The organism is Chitinophaga sp. YR573 (assembly GCF_900110995.1).
Taxonomy (GTDB): Bacteria; Bacteroidota; Bacteroidia; order Chitinophagales; family Chitinophagaceae; genus Chitinophaga.
Genome location: NZ_FOJF01000001.1, coordinates 4,637,698 through 4,657,021, shown reverse-complemented (window position 1 = coordinate 4,657,021; position 19,324 = coordinate 4,637,698). Strand labels below are relative to the sequence as shown.

13 protein-coding genes are annotated in these 19,324 nt (G+C 43.8%); 4 read left to right on the top strand and 9 right to left on the bottom strand.

The window, feature by feature from the left end:
• Window positions 1-22 precede the first annotated feature (22 nt).
• On the top strand, window positions 23-4,093 hold the full coding sequence (locus BMW86_RS19395; RefSeq protein ID WP_089783362.1) for an alpha-L-rhamnosidase-related protein: 4,071 nt from the start codon (window positions 23-25) through the stop codon (window positions 4,091-4,093).
• A 63-nt stretch (window positions 4,094-4,156) separates the two neighbouring features.
• On the opposite strand, the gene BMW86_RS33210 is transcribed toward BMW86_RS19395, so the two are convergent.
• Entirely contained in the window at window positions 4,157-4,558 is a 402-nt protein-coding gene (locus BMW86_RS33210) for a VOC family protein (protein ID WP_089783361.1), read from the bottom strand.
• Window positions 4,559-4,715: 157 nt separating this feature from the next.
• Between BMW86_RS33210 and BMW86_RS19385 the strand changes: the two genes are divergently transcribed.
• Together BMW86_RS19385 and BMW86_RS19380 are read left to right on the top strand one after the other, a co-directional pair.
• A complete protein-coding gene (locus tag BMW86_RS19385) occupies window positions 4,716-5,474 on the top strand; it encodes an alpha/beta hydrolase (RefSeq protein WP_255372954.1) in 759 nt (252 codons plus the stop codon).
• A gap of 76 nt (window positions 5,475-5,550) precedes the next feature.
• Window positions 5,551-6,528 carry a bifunctional methionine sulfoxide reductase B/A protein gene (locus BMW86_RS19380; protein WP_089783359.1) on the top strand — a complete coding sequence of 326 codons (978 nt, stop codon included), beginning with the start codon at window positions 5,551-5,553 and terminating at the stop codon, window positions 6,526-6,528.
• A 74-nt stretch (window positions 6,529-6,602) separates the two neighbouring features.
• On the opposite strand, the gene BMW86_RS19375 is transcribed toward BMW86_RS19380, so the two are convergent.
• The 4 genes from BMW86_RS19375 to BMW86_RS19360 form a co-directional block, all read right to left on the bottom strand.
• A complete protein-coding gene (locus BMW86_RS19375) occupies window positions 6,603-9,770 on the bottom strand; it encodes an RICIN domain-containing protein (RefSeq protein WP_089783358.1) in 3,168 nt (1,055 codons plus the stop codon).
• 42 nt (window positions 9,771-9,812) lie between these two features.
• A complete protein-coding gene (locus BMW86_RS19370) occupies window positions 9,813-11,423 on the bottom strand; it encodes an RICIN domain-containing protein (protein WP_089783357.1) in 1,611 nt (536 codons plus the stop codon).
• Window positions 11,424-11,662: 239 nt separating this feature from the next.
• Window positions 11,663-13,180 (bottom strand): family 43 glycosylhydrolase, encoded by a 1,518-nt coding sequence (locus BMW86_RS19365; RefSeq protein ID WP_089783356.1) that lies wholly within the window; start codon window positions 13,178-13,180, stop codon window positions 11,663-11,665.
• A 118-nt stretch (window positions 13,181-13,298) separates the two neighbouring features.
• Window positions 13,299-13,889, bottom strand: a complete 591-nt coding sequence (locus BMW86_RS19360; RefSeq protein ID WP_089783355.1) for a fibrobacter succinogenes major paralogous domain-containing protein — start codon at window positions 13,887-13,889, stop codon at window positions 13,299-13,301.
• Between the two features lie 80 nt (window positions 13,890-13,969).
• Between BMW86_RS19360 and BMW86_RS19355 the strand changes: the two genes are divergently transcribed.
• Window positions 13,970-14,920: a helix-turn-helix transcriptional regulator gene (locus BMW86_RS19355; RefSeq protein ID WP_089783354.1), complete on the top strand. Its 951-nt coding sequence runs from the start codon at window positions 13,970-13,972 to the stop codon at window positions 14,918-14,920.
• Window positions 14,921-14,956: 36 nt separating this feature from the next.
• Here the strand turns inward: BMW86_RS19355 and BMW86_RS19350 are convergent, their stop codons facing one another.
• From BMW86_RS19350 to BMW86_RS19335, 4 genes are read right to left on the bottom strand one after another with little or no spacing between them, the layout of a single operon-like run.
• Window positions 14,957-16,336, bottom strand: coding sequence for a di-heme oxidoreductase family protein (locus BMW86_RS19350; RefSeq protein WP_218149166.1), 1,380 nt, complete (start codon window positions 16,334-16,336; stop codon window positions 14,957-14,959).
• 12 nt (window positions 16,337-16,348) lie between these two features.
• Window positions 16,349-17,428, bottom strand: a complete 1,080-nt coding sequence (locus BMW86_RS19345) for an imelysin family protein (RefSeq protein ID WP_089783353.1) — start codon at window positions 17,426-17,428, stop codon at window positions 16,349-16,351.
• Between the two features lie 10 nt (window positions 17,429-17,438).
• The gene (locus tag BMW86_RS19340; RefSeq protein ID WP_089783352.1) at window positions 17,439-17,873 is read right to left on the bottom strand and encodes a QcrA and Rieske domain-containing protein; all 435 of its coding nucleotides are present in this window, start codon (window positions 17,871-17,873) and stop codon (window positions 17,439-17,441) included.
• 21 nt (window positions 17,874-17,894) lie between these two features.
• Entirely contained in the window at window positions 17,895-19,154 is a 1,260-nt protein-coding gene (locus BMW86_RS19335; protein WP_089783351.1) for a hypothetical protein, read from the bottom strand.
• Between the last annotated feature and the right edge of the window lie 170 nt (window positions 19,155-19,324).

Sequence of the window (19,324 nt, the reverse complement as noted above, 5' to 3'; positions counted from 1 at the left end):
TCAACCCTCAAATCTCAAACCAATGAAACACACAAAACTTGTAAGGAATTACTTGTTCCTGTTGATCTGTATGTTATGCGGGATCCACCTCGCCAATGCTCAGGCCGTACTTTATTCTGACGTCAATTATGGAGGAACTGCCGTGTCGTTCCCCGTCGGTAATTACAGGCTCGCAGATATGAATGCGGCCGGATTCCCGGATGACGCCGTCTCTTCCTTTACCATACCCACCGGGTATCTGGTAACTTTTTATGCAGATGACAATTTTACCGGAAAAAGTTTTACTGCTACGGCATCCTCATCATGGATTGGTGCCGAATGGAATGACCAGGTAACTTCTTTTATCGTCAGCCTTATTCCTCCTTCCGAGGGAACGGCTAACTGGATCTGGTCTTCTGCCGCAGGACCAGCCAATACCTGGATCGCTTTTCGTAAAAAGGTGACTTTAGCCGCGAAACCGGCTACTGCAATCACTAAAATTGCAGCGGAGAATAAATACTGGCTGTATGTAAATAATCAGCTGGTGGTGAAAGACGGCGGACTGGATATACGTCCGGACCTCGTGAACACCTATTATGATGAAGTAGACATTGCCCCGTACCTGCAGGCCGGCGAGAATACCATTGCAGTACTGGTATGGTATAAAGGCGGTCAGAATGGTTACTCAGAGCGTGCTGTGGGTAATGGCGGCTTATTATTCGATGCAGGTTCCGTACTGGTGTCTGATGATACCTGGAAGTATAAAGTGCATCCTTCCTTTGGTGCTACCACACAGTTAATTCTGAACGGACAGGATTATAAGTGGATCGCATTCCCCGTTTCCTATAATGCCGCTAATGAACTAAGCGGCTGGACTACAGCCGCCTATAATGATGCATCATGGACCGCTGCCGTGAAAAAGGGCCTCCCTCCTGTTGCTCCATGGAACAGACTTGTGCCACGTGGCATTCCTTTCTGGAAAGAATATGATCTCAGCAATTATCAAAACCAATCCTCTTTACCAACAAGTATCAGCGCAGATGGTACTATCACTGGTACTGTAGGGATCAATATTCAGTTACGTCCTTACCTGCATGTAAATGCACCTGCCGGTGTGAAGATTAAAATAGTAGTGAACAGACATTACTGGCAGGAATATATCACCAAAGCAGGAGATCAGGAATTTGAATGTTTACCCTGGCAGAATTCCAGCGATCATACTGTTCAATACCAGTTCTCGAATGTAACTGGTACTGTACAAATCCTCGGACTGAAATACCGTGAAACCAGCTACAATGCAGCAGTGGTAGGTCAGTTCTCTTCTTCTGATGCTGCCGTTAATACGTTGTGGACCAAAGCCAAAAATACGTCCAGGATATGTATGAGAGATCAGTTCTACGACTGCCCCGACCGTGAACGCGGTCAATGGTGGGGAGATGTATCTGAACAAATCCTCTATTCACTTTATACCTATGACACCAGTGTAAGTAAACTGCCCCGCAAGGCTTTCCGGGAACTGATGAATACACAAAAGGCAAACGGGTCTTTGTATACTACCGCTCCGGGTACCAGTTTTCACCTGCCGGATCAGAACCTTGCAGCAGTAGCCATGCTATGGAAATACTATATGTATACAGGTGATAAAGCCCTGTTACAGGAAATCTATCCACAGCTGAAAAAATATATCCAGTTCTGCGTAGCCAGTTGTAACAGCGATGGGATGCTGGTATTACAAACCGATGCATGGAACTGGATAGACTGGGGTACTAATATGGGTTCTATGGATATAGGCAATGCCAATACTATCTTCAATGCCCTTTACATTAATGTCCTTGAAACTGCTATCAACACTGCAGACCTCTTAGGACAAGCTACTGATAAATCTTACTATCAGGGCTTACAGACTAAAGTAAAAAACAACTTCAATAATTACTTCTGGAACAGCACTGCCCGCGCTTATGTATACCATAATCAGAACGGTACAAAATCCACTGTTATGGATGACAGGAGTAACGCCTGGGCATTGCTTGCAGGGGTTACCGATGAATCACAAAAGGCAGCGATATTAGGTGTGCTGAAAAACAGGTATGATGCTGGTCCTTACCAGGAGATGTATATAGAACAGGCGCTCTTCCAGCTGGATGGTAAAGAAGCTGTGAACAGGATGAAAAGCCGGTACACAGGCATGATCAACAGCTGGTCATCCACCCTGTGGGAAGATTTTACTGAAAGTAACAACAACACAGGTTACAGCAGTAATGACCATGCATGGTCTGCCGGCCCGCTTTACCTGATGAGCGCTTACCTGTTAGGTATCAGACCTACACAGGCTGCCTTTACAGAATTTACTTTCTTACCGCAGCATGGTGGTTTAACTACTTTCTCTGGTACTGTACCTACTGTAAAAGGAAATATCACCGCTTCTTTTACCAACAATACGACCAGCTTCACGCAGACCATATCGTCTCCTTCGGGCAGTACGGCTATTGTAGGTATTCCTAAAGATGTACTCTCTACGCTTACTTCTGAAATACAGGTAGGTACCACCACTGTATGGAGAAATGGTACTACTGTAGGCAGTGTTTCCGGAGTAACTTTTTACCAGGAAGATGATAAATACGTACAGTTTAAAGTAGCACCGGGTACATGGCAGTTCACCGCCTTACCACGCAGTACGAATAATCCTGTTATTACGTATAGTGATTGTGGTTTCAGTGGTAATCCTGTAAGTTTAGGCCTGGGTGATTATACCCTTACTCAGATGAAAGCATTAGGTATTAAGGATGATGATATCTCTTCTTTATCTGTAGCAGAAGGATATAAAATCATTCTATATGCGGATGATAATTTCACAGGCACAACATTAGAGATTACAGCTAATAACACCTGTATAGCCACTTCTGCTTTACAGGATAAAACAACATCTATACGTGTTCGTCCTAATGGTGTCACCAATTTAGCCGGTATTTATTTCCTGAAAAACAGGGCCAGCGGATTGATGATGGATGTAAACGCTGCTTCTACTGCAGATGGTGCCAGTGTTATCCATTCAGAGTACAATGGTAACAATAACCAGAAGTTCACCTTCACACATCTGGGAGATGGTAATTATAAAATCCTGGCGGTGCATAGTGGCAAATCGCTGGATGTAAACAATGTGTCCCTTGATAATGGCGCTAATGTGATCCAGTATCCTTACCATGATCCGGCACAACCACATCAGAACTTTATAGTGGTGGCTACCGGCGACGGCTATTATAAACTGATCGCTTCACATAGTGCGAAAGTACTGGAAGTTACAGGTGTTAGCGGTGGCGGACTGGTACATCAATGGTCTAATACCAATCAGGCTAACGGACAATGGAACTTCACGCCGGGCAATTTAGTTCCTGGTACCGGTGACGGTCTTACCGGCAACTACTTCAATGGTATGAATTTCGAGACACCGGTATTCACCAGGAAGGATAATACCATTAATTTCAACTGGGGCGACGGTTCTCCTGATCCTGTTTTACAGGCGGATGCTTTCTCTGTAAGATGGACAGGACAGATTCAACCTAAATATTCTGAGACATATACTTTCTACCTGACTTCAGATAACGGAAGAAGATTATGGATCAATAATCAGTTAGTAATTGATAAATGGATTGATGACTGGGGCACTGCCTATTCCGGTACAATTACACTAACTGCAGGGCAGAGATATGATATCAGAGTGGATTACTTTGAGAATTATGGTGGAGCGAATGCTAAACTGGAATGGTCCAGTGCTTCGCAGTCAAGAGAAGTAGTTCCAAAGAACCAGTTGTATAGTTCTGCGGCTGTAGCTGCGCCAGCAGTGGCTGTTGCTGCACCATTGGCACTACCTTCTTCTACTTTATCGCTGGGTATAGATCCTAATCCTTTCGCGAATAATGTTAACATCAGGGTAAATAATACGAAAGAGGATAAACTGTTTGTCCGGGTGTATAATATATCCGGTACAGAAGTACTTCCTTTACAGCGTATTAATAACGGACAGCTGGTTAACCTGTCTAAATTACCAGCTGGTGTGTATGTTATACAGGTAACGGTTGGGAAAGAAGTGATTAACAGGAAAGTGATTAAGTATTAACATATTTAAATAAAAATCCCCCCTGATTAAATTAGGGGGGATTTTTTATAATTTAACTATGGTTTACCCTTCTTTATCCTGATCCAAATCATCTTTGGGTTCCCAAAGCTCAATAACATTCCCTTCCGGATCCAGCACATGGATAAATTTGCCATATTCATATTCCGAAATCTCGTCAATAATGGTCACGTTTTCCTTTTTTAATTCATCTACCAGCGCAACGAGATTTTCCACCCGGTAATTAATCATAAATGGCTTGGCTGACGGATTGAAATATTGGGTATCCTGCGGAAACGTACACCAGGCTGTGGACCCTTTTTTCGACGGATCATCGGCCTGCCGCCATTCAAACGTTGCTCCGTATTCGCTGGTAGCCAATCCGAGGTTTTTGGCGTACCATTCGTTCATACCCTGCGGATTATCGCATTTAAAAAATACGCCGCCAAGACCCGTTACTTTTTTCATATTTAAACGTGTTATAGAACAATTTCCAACTATTTTTGGATATTACTAAATCTGTTTTCAATTTAGCTTAAGTAAAATATACAACATAAACCCCTATTCATCAATTGCAATTACAGGTGGCCAACACTAGTTTTGCAAACAACAATTCTATATGATAATGAAAAAATTTCATCTTGTCGCAGTGCTCTTTGCCTGCATGCTTACCCTGAATACAACTTTCGCCCAGGGTGTAAAAAACATCGTACTGGTTCATGGCGCTTTTGCCGACGGTTCCGGCTGGGAAGGAGTGTATAATATCCTTAGCAAAAAAGGTTACAACGTTACAATCGTACAAAATCCGCTCACATCCCTGGAAGATGATGTAACAGCTGTTAACCGTGCCCTCGACAAACAGGAAGGACCGGTTATACTGGTAGGGCATTCATGGGGTGGTACTGTCATCACAGAGGCCGGTAATTCACCTAAAGTGGCCGGACTGGTATATGTAGCTGCATTTCAGCCAGATGCCGGAGAAACGACCTTAAAATGGGCAATGGAAGCACCCCCTGCTCCTGAAAATGGCATTCTGAATCCGGATGCAGCAGGATTTGTTTACTATGACAAGGCCAAATTCCACGCAGGCTTCTGTGCGGACCTTAGTAAAGAAAAAGCAGACTTTATGTTCGCTTCCCAGGGTCCTCTGGGCGCTAAAGGTTTCGGAACGCCTGTTAGTCAGGCCGCATGGAAAACAAAGCCTTCCTGGGGTATTGTAGCCACTGCCGACAAAAGCATCAGTCCGGATACGGAAAGAAAGATGTACAAACGCTCCGGCACTAAGGTAACCGAGTTGAATGGCAGTCATGTTATCTTCATCTCCAAACCTAAGGAAGTGGCAGCTATTATCGAGACTGCGGCAAAAGAGGCTGACAAAAAGTAACTTAATTTATGTTGCAACGGCATTTTGTCGCAAATTAAGTTACGGCATGGCTATTGAGCATGTATGAAAAAAAAGTATGAACTGGACAGATATCTTAAAACTCAGTCGTGACGGGAACCTGACACCACCAAGGAGGGTAGAAAAAACAGAGCAGGAATGGAAAGCCATCCTGACACCTGATCAGTTCCGTATCACGCGTCTGAAAGGGACAGAAAGACCCTTTTCCGGGGAACTCTGCAGCGCTTTCGGCCCGGGACGCTACTCCTGCGTTTGCTGTGGGAACCTGCTTTTTGACAGTGGTGAGAAATTTGAATCCAATTCAGGCTGGCCCAGTTTCACACAGCCAATAGCTGAAAATGCGATCTCTTATCATCAGGATACTGCCTATGGCATGGTAAGGATAGAAACCCTCTGTAGTGTATGTGATGCCCATTTGGGCCACGTATTCCCTGACGGTCCTGCTCCTTCCGGTCTGCGTTACTGCATGAACTCCGAAGCCCTGGTAAAACAGGAATCCGGTAGCAAGGAAGCCAGTATTGTACTGGGCGGCGGTTGTTTCTGGTGTACAGAAGCTGTATTCCAGGAAGTAGAAGGCGTAACAAAAGTGGAAAGCGGATACGCTAACGGAGCGCAGCCATCACCTACTTACGAACAGGTATGTACCGGCAAAACCGGCCATGCAGAAGTAGTAAAAGTGACCTACGACCCCAATGTGATCTCGCTGGAAGATATTCTTGAGATCCACCTTACTACGCATAATCCTACTACGTTAAACAGACAGGGTGCAGATGTTGGTACACAGTACCGTTCTGCTATCTTCTACAATAACGAAGAGGAAAAAGCAACGATTGATAAAGTGGTAGCTGATGTAAAACAATCTTATGATGATCCGATCGTAACAGATATCCAGCCGCTGGATACCTTCTATAAAGCAGAGGCGTATCATCAGAATTATTACCGCAACAATCCCGGTAACGGATATTGCGCAGCGGTTATCAATCCTAAATTATCAAAGTTCAGAAAGAAATACACAAGCAAACTAAAAGTATCATAACAGACTGGCTTTAGCTAAACGGAAAAGGGTGTCTCATGTGAGACACCCTTTTTGTTATACACCAATTTATAATACTATTGTTTGATAAATTTTAACACCTGATGTACTCCCTTTGATTTTAGCTTCACGAAATAGACACCGGCCTTCAGCTGGTCTACCGCAACAGATGTTCCAAAGGATGATATCTGCAATTGACCTGCACTATTATACACTTCAATACTTACAGCGTTCTTAACCCCACCTACATAAAGCGTGGTCACCGCCGGGTTAGGATATACTGAAATACCTGCTATATCTTCTTTCACCGTGGCGCTGGCAATTGTGGCCGGCAAGGCTGCACTCAGTCGGACTAATTTCCACTGACCGCTGAGTTGATTGACATCCGTCCATTGCTGAACATTCCCTCCATTAACGGTACTGTAGTCGGAAACCTCAACAAGTTTACCACTGTGTTTTGCTACTATTTTATAATAATCGTTATCAACAGGTACCAACGCAAACTGTTGATTTGCTCCACCGCCATAGCCCCATTGTTGCACATTGGCACCATCCGCAGTACTCACGCCGGATACATCAACCGATTTTCCGGATTTGACACAAATGATTTTATAGACATCATTACCCAGATGAGTAAACGTAAACTGCTGATTGGTTGCACCCGTAAAGCCCCATTGCTGGATATTGGCGCCATCCTGCGTAATCAGATTATCATCAACATCCATGTACAAATTGCTGAAACGGTTTTGAAGGTAATATGTACCTGAAATAAGATTCACTTTCTTTACCTTATTTGTACTCTGTGCCAGGTTTACGATGGGGTCTGCACTAAATACATTCGCACCATCAAGCGGTGAATAAATTTCAAGACTCGATTTCAGCAAATTATTATCGACCATGGCATTTACCTCTTCGGCAGCCATACCAGAACGATAGAAAAGTAATGTCCTGTAATTTGCCGCCGGGGCATTGGCCCCATTTAAGTCGAAGGCGGTTGAAACAATTTTTTCTGATATGGAGCCTTGTAACACCTTATCGATATAAAGTAATGTCTTACCCATTGCATAATAATGTGTCAGCGTTACTTTATGCCACTGGTTGTCATTAAGAACAGTAAGCCCTGGAATGCCGGTTGAGGAAGCCGACGAATAATCCATTTTACCGGAAGTATTGATAGTCAGTTTATTTAATCCGGCAGCCGTACTAATCTCTGCCACCTGCCCTGTTGATGAAGTTTGTATATCAAAAGAAAAAGTAAAGGGATGAAGGATTTCTTCCGGTCTGATCTGAAGCTTATAACCGCTGGCCGGACTTAAGTTTAACGACGTACCATCCACCTTGTAAGGCTGGGATTTCCCTGCTTTTAAAGCATCAAACAACGAAGGAACAATTGCGTACTCAAACTCAAGATGCCCGGCATCGTTGGGATGCAAATCGTCATATTTATAACCCGTAGCCCATCTACCCGCTCCATTGTCCAGTGCTCCTAACAAATTTACGCTTGCCACGTTCCAGGAATGAATCAGTAGATTCATCTGCTTAATAAAATTGTATTCCGTAGCGGTGTAATCCTCACGGCTGTAACAATTGGTTATAATGGGTTCGATACCTTGTTGTCTTGCTTTATTTATAAGCAATTGTAAATTGTCTCTGAACTGGTTGAATGTTGCTTGTCCACCTGTAGTAATACCCTCATTTCCCAATGAAAGTGCATAAATAACATATCTGCTGCAGAGTGGTAATAAGTCATTATCCCAGCGGTTTATAACACTAATGGTATTGTTACCGGGAACTGAAATATTCGACACATTCCATGGTTGCCCCACACCCCTGTTTGCCCGGGCAGTAAGCAGCTGGGCATATAACTGGGCATATCCCTGATTGTTGGTGGCACCGGTTCCTGACGGAACAGAAGACCCCATAACGGCTATGCGGGCAATATCCTTTGTAGGGCAATAGGGTTCAAAGACAACAGGATCAACCTGATTCATTTTCAGAACTCCCAGATAGCCGAATGATCCTTCAGTTCGGGTTAGTGTAAGGTTTATCTGACCATTATCATCAGGCATTATTATGTCTGAGGTCAGAATGGTTTTCGTATTACCATTGTAACCTGTCCCTCCCAAATCAGTCCCGGAGGTTTGCAAAGTTCCGTTGTAGAACGTAGTGCCCGTCAGTGAGTACGTGGTTACCCGTTTCTCAGGATCATTCCGGCTTCCGAACAAATTAAAAACGTAACCTTTTGTTTTATCTAAACCCCTTACGGAAAGACTGGAAGATCCGGTTGTGTGAAAATAATCCTGTGTAGCTGTAGGAATAGCAAAATCGCCTAATAAACCAGCATCTGGTGATAATAAACCTCCATTTTGAATACCATTGGATAAAAATCCGGAAGTGATTTTAATATACGCCCCGGTAGATGCATTCGCTTTATCCACCAGGTTTACCTGAGGGGCTGAGGTATTGATATTTGTTACATTGTTCCAGTAATTGCCATTTATGTCCGGACTGGTGGTGATGTTACCATTGGTAACATCATTCGGTCCAAAATCAACATACACTGTTTTTAAAGCAGTAACAGGCAACCTGACTTCCTCAATTTTCAGCGCACCAATATAGGCGAAACTACCCAGTTCCCTTTTTACAGTAATGGCTATCTGGCCCTTTGTATCGGGAGTAATAGTACCCGTAACCAAAATAGTACTGTTATTACCATTGTACCCTGTTCCTCCTAAATTTGTTCCTGAGGTTTGAAGCGTAGCGCTATAGGTTGTTTTACCGGCAAGTGTATAATTTGACTTGCGCACTTCGGGATCATTTCGGGTAGCAAAAAAATAAAAGATATATCCCTTGCTAACATCTAAACCCTTTATTATAAAACTCGCAGTGTTATCCGTATGAAAATAATCCTGCGTAGCTGTATTAATCGCAAAATCCTTTAAGAGTGCCGCACTGGGTGCTAATAAACCACCATTGTTAATACCGTTCGAGCTAAATCCCGCGGTAATGTTTATAAGTGCACCGGACGATGCGTTCCTGCTTGTTAACAGATATACCGGAGGGGCTGTCGTACTTGTATTTGTAACATTGTTCCAGTAGTTGCCATTTATATCGGGGCTGGTGGTGATGTTACCATTGGTAACATCATTGGGGCCGAAATCAACATAAAAAGTTCTAAGGGCCTGAGCATACGTATCAATCGTGCCAAGACATAGAATCAATAAATAAACAAATAGTTTTTTCATAGGTAAATCTATTTTGAGGGTACTTTCAATATAAGAATAATTCTATAATCTTACAAGTTGCCACTGCTCACTGTTACCTCCGTGGTAACCATATTGAATAACGTCTGCGCTTTCGGCAGTAGAACCACTACGAACGTCCAGAACTTTTCCGGAATGGACAAAACTCAGCGTATAATATCCGTTTTCCGGCGAAGTAATAGTCAGCATTTGATTACTCCAGCCAACATAATCCCAAATATGAACGGTAGCAAAAGCTTCTGTAGATACATCTTTCAGGTCGAGTGCCCTTCCACTACCCACATTAATTATTTTGTACTGCCCGTTGCCCAATCCGGTGATTGTCCAGCGCTGGGCGTTGGTGGTGTTCCATGTATACTGTTGTACGATAGTTCCATTTGCCGTATTGCCATCTCTGCAATCTAAAACTTTGCCGCTGTTGCGATTAACAATCCGGTAAGTGCCATCAGCAACCGGCTCGTAGGCTTCAGCCGGAGTTACTGCCTGTAAAACAACAGAACCCTCAGCTTCCATTGCACGAACATCTCCTGTAGGAGTAGCCGCAGACCATACATTCCATGAAATGTTGGAATCGTAGCGTCTCCAGCTCCATGCTGCAAGGCATTGTTTGGTAAGATACTCCCTGTATGTGTCCCAGAGGTTATTCTGGCTGGCCAGCAGACTTAATCCACGCACAAACTGATCAGCCCCAAAATCGCCATTCGCTGGTTTATCCTGATTCAGGATAGGCCACGTATTTATAACATGCGCAGTCGCAAATTTTGCGTCATCAAGATAGGAAGCAGTTCTTGTGATCTGGAAGAGTGCGTTGGCAGCGTTAATGAATAATCCACTGTTATAAATATTATCGTCTGAAGTAACACTCAGACCATTGGGTCCCCAACCTTCATAAAGTCTTCCGTTAGTTGTGTTTAAGAGCCTGCGTGCCCAGGAATATATTGCAGTACATTTATTCAGCACATCAGTATTACCGGTTGCATTGTATATCATGCAGCCCGAAATGATGAACGGATAATTACTAAGGGCAATTTTACCCCCATTCGGTACGTCTTCCATGTTCTCCCAGATTCCTCCACCATAGGTGTTATCCCAACCCCGGTTATAAACTACATTCCAATTGGTGATTGCTGCATCACGATACGCCGTATTGCCGGTGATCTGATAACCACGGATAAGCGCGATAACTGCCCATTCAATGTCATCGTTCCAACTATCCCACGAAAGGTCTTTGGAAGCTGGCACAGTGATTTCGTTGGCTATAAAGGTGTTTAGTAAATCAATGATGAGCTGTCTGGCATCCGCTCTCTGGGTCTTGTCGTAGAAATCCTCCACCCCGGTAATCATGTAAGCCTGGCCCCACATGAAAGCTCTTGACCTGTCCGTTAAACTATTGCAGAAATAGGTTTGACCACCTGACCGGATCAGGTAAGCCTTTACCCAGCCATCGAATACCCGGTCGTCAATACCCGGATCGATCCCTCCTCTTGCTGAAGTATTATCAACTTTTGAAACAACAGGTTCAGGTCCGGATTTTTTTTCAATGAGTTCTTTCCTGCTACATTGTGAGAAAAATACCATAATGCATAGCATTATCAGTAACGATTGCCTGGGTTTCGGCTCAATAGGTTTTTTCATAGACTTTTTGGTTTGGTTAATTGTTGGGTAATACGGGTTATGATGATTTAAGTGATGTTGTCAAAGTAAATCATTAATGGAGTGAGATAGGCTGCAATAGCTTCACCCGGTAAAAAAATCCAACTGTTTTTAAGATTATATATTTTATAATCAATCTTTTATATAGAGGCTTGTATAGAAAAATCTAAAGGCTTCAAAAAGAAAAGGGCCTGCTTATTGCAGCCCCTTTTCAAATAACATTAAGGTATGATCTGCCACAACTCTGCGTCATATTGGTTTTCCCACCACTGTTCCAGCTTTGTGCCTGGCGTCTGATTGCTGTAAGGCACATTCAAAGCCATCAGACTTCTTTTGTTGATGATCTTGAAATATCCATTAGCCATATCCTGCACTCTCCACTGCTGTGCAATGGTACTATTATCCGTGTACTGGATCAGGATATTACCAGCATCAAGTGAAGCATCTGCATCGTCCAGATATAACCCGGAAGCCACATTGGTGATCTTGTAATAACCATTACCCAGACTGGTGAAGATCCATTTCTGGGCAGTAGCCCCGTTATCCGTCCATTGCTGGATCTGCAATCTGATAGTAGCGCTGCCATCGGGCACATCCACACATTGAGAGGTAACCTTTGATTTAATCCTGTAGGTACCATTGGCTAAAGGCATCGCATAACTCGGCCCGATAGAAGGCGCTGCAACAGGAATCCCCTTTTCAATAGGATAACCGAAATAAGGCACATCCCCGTTCCAGGAGAACTGCTGTGCATTCACTCTCCTGTCCCAGCCAGCACCATCCGCACTGGCGCTATGGTACACGATCCACCACTGGATGTTATCAGCAGACTTTACAAAGGAAGCATGACCAGGGCCATAGATGTTCCCGAATTTAGCAAAGGCAGGAGTAGCAGCTTTCGTCCAGGATGATTTTGCCATCAGGTTGCCATTGGTGCAGGTAATTCTGCCCAGGCAATAGTCATTGGTCCAGCTACCGCTGGCAGAGTAAATGATATTGACGGTACTGTTGCTGATCAGCGAAGTCGGACCTTCATTCACGGTAGGACTGCCGACCTGTTCCCAGCTATAATCAGGTCTGGAGATCTCCACCCTTTCCCCTGAAATTGTATAGGGGTTGCTCATTTTGGCAATGTACAGGTACTGGGACACGTTCGTAGTGCCTTCCCATCCTGACCATACGAAATACTGTTCGCTGTTGAAATCAAAAGGATGCCCGTCAATAGCCCAGCGGTCGGTGGTTGCGTTCAGTTTAGCCTTATAGTTATAAGCCCCGTCCAGCGGATCGCTGGCATTGCTGCCACCTTCGAGCACGTACATTCGGTGATTGTCATTGTTACCATTATCTGCTGCAAAGTAAACATACCACCTGCCACTACGGTAATGCAGCTCAGGCGCCCACAGGTTGGAGGAATAACCAGTTCCCGGAGGAGGTGTAAAGATGAACGTTTTCGTTTGCTGCAACAGATTCTCTAATATGGCCGACTTCGTGATATACAAACTTCCGCCATTAGATCCGCAATAGTAATAATAACCGCCAATGTTGATCACCCAGGGATCATAATAGCTGCCATTATCAATAGAGGGTAATGAATTTGTGAAAATGTTCGAAGTACTTAATGCAGCACTGTTCGTTGCTACAGTCCTGGCTTTAAGTGGGTCCGATTCGCTCTTCTTACAGCTTTGCGTGGATGCGAGTGCAAACAACCCGCAGAGGACTAACAAATTGTTCCTTTTCATGGTTTTCAGGTTATGAGGGTTTGTGGATAGAGGGAGCTGCAATAATACACTATGGTTTTGAATAATGTAACACACTACTGAGAATAATATTCAACAGATTGATAATTATTAGTTTCAATCAATCCTTTAAACACCGAATGGAGAAACCGTGATACATACCCCCATTCTTGCGACCTGCAACGATTGTCTCAGATTGCAGATAACGGGTCCATGCGTCACTGGCATCAAATGCAGTACTGCTCCAAAAAAGGGCGTTGCTACCGGGAATAAAGCCACTCTTGCCGCGGAAACCGGCGGGCAAAGCAGTAAATCCACTGGAATTGGTAGCACCGGTATTGGGGCTTAACCAATGCATTGTACCGGCATCCTTCATCTTTCCGCCTGCAATGGCATCACCGCCGAGATAAGCAATTAATATTGCCCATTCGTCATCAGACGGGATATGCCAGCCGGGAGGACATAGTTTTCCGGTATTTAAGGCATACCAGTTGTATAATGCACCATAAATATTGCGGTCATTATTGTACCAACAGTACCCCGGTGCATTAAGATTGTACCATGCCGACTGCTCTGTTACCAATGGGATTTCAGTACCATCATTATACCTGGTGGTTTTCAGGTTTTCCGCCATCCATACCTGGGTTCCGATAGTTACGGTGCGATAAACATTCCCATCAATGTCTTTTATAGTTTCTTCATTTGTCTTCATTTGCTATTTTTCCAGCAAAGCTATTTTCCTTTTCATGATTTAAATAGTCGCTATTATCCTAAATTTAGTCGCAAAAAGTCATGGATAAATTATTGGCTGAAAGTGAACCCGGCTTGATCGCTTCAGTTGCTTCCATTCTGAATACTTCGATGGACAACAATGGCAGGATGATTATTCCTGCACAATTTGGCCATGGTTACCTGCAAGCCTTTAATTTTAATCCTGGCCTTAGAATGATGGTCCGGGATTATGAACTCAAAGAAAGTTTACTGATCAAAAAAAAGACATCACACTGTTTTACAGAAAGTGTCTTCCTGCTTTTTCAAAACTCTTTTTTACCGGATTCTAAACTTTTGTCCTCTGTCCAGGTATTCCCTGAGCATGTGGATGCAGCAATTTTATTTCCAGGGATAACCGTTTTCAAAAGCATCGTGATCGCCGTGAAAGTGGCGTATCTTAAAGAATTACTGAAAGGCGATTGGGGGAACGAAATATTGGCAGCCATTACCAAACCTGATCAACCTTATCTTTTTGAAGTGCTTATTCCCCCATCCATTGATAAAATTACAAAAGAGATACTGGAAGCTAATGTGCCTGTTGCCTTGCGTAACTTCTATTTCAAAGTAAAAGCGGAGGAACTTATTTATCTTTTGTTTGCTGAATTGTTCCAAAGAGAAAATATGAGTGTGGCAGCTTTGAACATCGCTGATATTCAAACGATCTATAAAATAAGAAATAGTCTGCTTACCCGGTTGGACACACCACCGGTTGTCAGCGAACTGGCCCTGCAGGCCAATTTCAGCAAGTCGAAACTCACCCGTCTTTTCAGACAAATATTTGGGACAGGAATTTTTCAATACTATCAGGCTTTCCGAATGCAGGAGGCTGCACGATTATTGAAAGCAAAGCGACTTTCAGTCAGTGAGGTCGGGTATCAAATGGGCTTTATCAATTTAAGCCACTTTAGCAGAACTTTCGAAAAATATATTGGTATGAAACCCAAAAAATATACGCAAATTAATAATCGATAAAAGAGTGCCACCAGTGATGTAGTGGCACTCTTTTTATTATAATGACTTCAGGAAACGTATCAGATTATCACGGTCTGTCTGTGCGAGTGCTACAAATTGCTGTTTAGCTTTTGCGGCTTCACCACCATGCCAGAGTATTGCTTCTTCCAGTGTTCTTGCCCGCCCATCATGCAGGTAAAAAGGAGTGCCGTTTGTTTTCTCAAACAGCCCTACACCCCATAGTGCAGGTGTTTTCCATTCACTGCCGGTAGCATTAAAATCAGGTCTTCCATCTGCAAGACCATCACCCATATCATGGAGTAGTAAGTCAGTATAAGGATGGATACGCTGATTGCTCAGTGTTGGATAACGAACGTCAACAGCTGTATACATAGTTGGTTTGTGACAACCGCTACAGCCTACCTGCGCGAACAGTTTTTCACCTTGCAGCACCTGTGCATCAGTAGTATTTCTGCGGGCAGGAACTGCCAGGGTAAGCAGATAGTAGTCTACCGCATCCAGCAGCGTATCAGGCAATTCAGGATCGTCTGTAAGGGCATCCAGCTGTGTCTGACCATAGGAGCTTTCCTGTGGAAAAAGTCTGCTGGTAACGCCCATGTCCTGCTGGTAAGCAGCTGCCGCCTGGGTGAGAATTGTTGCGGTATTGGCTTTCATTCCAAAACGGCCGAGCATCATCTTTTTGTTAGCGGCATCATATACGTAGTTTGGTCTGCCACTGATACCGTCTCCGTCTGCATCATTTTCATCTGCAAAGGAAAGGATCGTTGATTCCGGGATGAGAGACAGTAGTCCCAGTCCGAAGAAAGGTGGCGCCATACGTGGGGAGACCATCACATTTGAAGGAAGGCTTAAATATGTGTTGGTCAGTGTGTAGGTAGGCTTACGCAGCGTAGCTATATTCTGATCAGCATAAGTAAAGATTTCTTCTACATAGGAGATGTTCACTTTACCTTCCGGTGTTTTACCGAAGATGGCGAGATCCTGTAACTGCAACCCAAAGCCGGGAACTGCTACCGGTCCGCCATGTTCATCTGTACCGGGGATGCTCAGGCGCATCAGCATGGAAGAGGTAACCGTACCAGTGGTAGGACTACCTTTCCCATCGTTGTGATGGCAGCTTTTGCAGCTGACATTATTAAAAATAGGTCCCAGCCCGCTATTGTTGGGCGCAGGAGCTGTGACGAAAGTCTGATCAACACTGTTGTCTCCAAGGTCGTGGATATGCTGGTCATATTCTGAAAGACCAGTGATCATATTACCAAAAGCCTGGCTTGTTTCGTCAAATACGGTAGCAGCGCCACCACTCAGGCGCGGATCGTATTCATCTTCACTGAAGGCAGACGGCTTTGTACACATCACCAGGAATGAAGGTAATGCAAGCAGTGCTGCAACTAAATAAATCTTCCTTATCCGCATTTGTATATTTGCTTAGTCATTGACATTTGCTACAAGGTATGCCTGCAGGTCTTCTTCAAGGGTTGTCTTGAGAGTAGCCAGATTGGTCATTACCTGTAAGCTCTGTACACGTTCTGAAATGATAGCCTTTTCGTAAGGCAGTGTGATAGCATCAAAAGAGCCAATAGCTGCGGCAAACTGCTGCTGGATTTTGTTATCCAGAGAGAGATTCTTTGCAGCTACCAGATGGTGCAGTGATTTACCTTCGTTACCCAGGAATTTACCCATGTATACATTGTAAGCACCGGTGATATTGTTTTTAAAATCTGCCAGTGAGTTGCCACTGAAAGGAGATTCCACAATGCTTGGATCTTTGGCATCATAAGGTTCTTTCATTTTGGAATCACCCACTTCGCCGCAGATGTCTGCAAGACCGGAAGCGATTGCCACAAATGCACTCAGTTTGGTAGTGAAAGGCTGTGTGCCTTTACCTGCTGCCAGTACTTTAGCGCCGTAGTTACCACCAGAAGTGATCCAGCTGTCACGCAATTTGGTACAGGTGTTTTTCAGATCAGCAGTAAGGCTGTTGATGTATTTGATCTGACGAGCAGTGAGGCTTTCAGCAGTACGTTGTCCATCGGTACCCCAGAGGATATATTCGATAGGATGGTAACCTCTTAATGACAGGGTGCTTAATGCTTCGATGTCTGTTACTTCAAGTGTGTTAGCACTTGCCAGCAGGGAGTCCATCTGTACATAGTCAACAGGCCATGTATCCATATTAGGATCGTAGTTATCATCTTCAACAGGTCCTATCAGGTAACCTTCACACTGTTCCCATGTGCTGCGCATATTTCTCCAGGCTGTTTGAGCAGCTGCAAGATTTGCGGCATTAGGAGTAGCGTTTAAAGCGGTAACAACATTATCGAAAGTAGTAGCTTTTGCCACGAGGTCTTCGTAACCAGGGATAGCTGTTTTAGCTACGAAGTCAATCAGCACACTGTCCTTCAGCGTTGCGAAATCTGTCTGTGAAGTACTGTTATCGCTGTCTTTGCTGCAGGACGCCAGGGCAATACAACCCGTAGCGGCAAATAAGAAAATAAGTTTTTTCATGATGGTAAGCTTATATATGTATGATCAAATTAGTTGGCGTTGTTTCGATGGTCAGATGGGGCAATCCCTTTTCGGCAGGGCCTTTTTTCACATTTCCCTGTTTATCATACTGGCTGCCATGAAGGCTGCAGTAATAACCAGATCCGGTAGGAATCAGCTGGTTATTCTGGTGAGTACAACGTAACAACAATGCCTGGAAAGTATTGTCTGTATTTTTCTGAACAGCTATTTCATATTCATAATTCCGTGGACTGATAATCTGTGAATTGCTGGTATCAAAAAGAGATAATGGCACTTCTATTTTATTATCAGTTACAGTCGTCTTAAAGCCTTTTGCAGTAGTACCGCAGGATACCAGGAATTCTGCAATGGAAAATGTAGCAGCTCCCAACAGGCATACTTTGCACGTATCTTTCAAAAACGATCTTCTGCTATTATTTTCCATTGTTATGCAACGTTTATCAGATTAAAAAGAATAACCAATACCCAGATTGATGAATGAATTGTTTGTTCTGTAAGGAACACGGGTAGGGCTTGGATTTACTACCAGTACAGGGTTTTCATCTCCGGTATGCATTACTCTTACATCTGCTTTGATAGCTACGTTAGGTACAGGCAAATAAGTGAATCCTGCAATGAGGTGTTGTTGTTTCAATGTACCGTCGTAAATGCCATTGGAAGGAATAGAATTATTCATATCCAGCATTTCGTAACGGGCAAACACATTGAATTGCTGGTCTTTCAGTTTAGGCGATGTTTCCAGCAGGTTGTAAGCCAGTTCTGCGTAGGCGCCATACATTGATTTCCCGACATTATTAGCGTAGGCTCTGTTTACATCAGCAGCGTCAGGGAAGGAGACCATGGTACCGATTGCTTTTGCAGAAATACCGTTATGGCTCCACATGATGTTAGCTTCTCCCAGATAAACAGGCAGGCTAAATGCACCGTGTGATAATTGCAAACTGTCTGACTTACGCTGATTTAAACCATTGGTACCTCCGGCATAACCGGATACCTGGAAGCGGAACTCTTTCCAGTAATATTGTAAAGATGCTGTCACAGCGATGTTATTGGCGTAAGCGCCTTGTCCTTCTGCTTTCCCTTCTATCAAACCGGTGCCGTGTGAGAAAGTGGCATCATTTAATCCGTTGAGTATAGCAATGGAGTAGTTCAAAGGAATGCGGCGTGTACGGCCATAGAAGCCGATACCCAGTTCGCGCCAGGTGGCAGGTATGATCAGTTGTTCTACCAGCGGGCGTTCTACCCCGTTGAAATTCACCGGCAGGTGATTTTCATTGAGGATACCGATGCGTGGTACAAACAGACCGGCTACTATATATTGACGCGGATTGAGATTGAATTTAAGGTAAGCCTGTTCCATAGAGATTTCACCCTGGAACCCGTTACCTACTGCTCCTGGTGTTACTTTAGCGTTTTCCAGTTCCATTTCACTAAAGAAGGAAATTTTGGAGTTGAACTGGTGACCGATAAATAACACGGCTCTTTCCAGGGTAGCTCTGGCCATTTTCTCGTTCATGTCCCGCTGGTAAAAGGCGGAGCCATAACCGGAAATAACGGTCCTGCTTTTTGATGTACCTGCGTTCAGGGAGTCTTCCCCTGTTGTTAGCACTAATCTTTGTGCTGGTGTAAGTTGTTGTGAGTAAATTAATTGTACGGAGATTAAACAGCTTCCTACTGCTAAAAACAGTCCCTTTTTCAGTATCATGATTTGGTTTTACAGTGTGCAAAGTTCTACTGAAATAGTTTAACCTCATTTACGCAAAACGAAAATTCTTAGCTCAAAAGCGGAAATTCTTTTGAAGGGATTAGAAAATATTTGGAGAAAGTTATAAAGAGGGGGAGTAATTATTTGTTTTATAATGGGTTATCAGATAT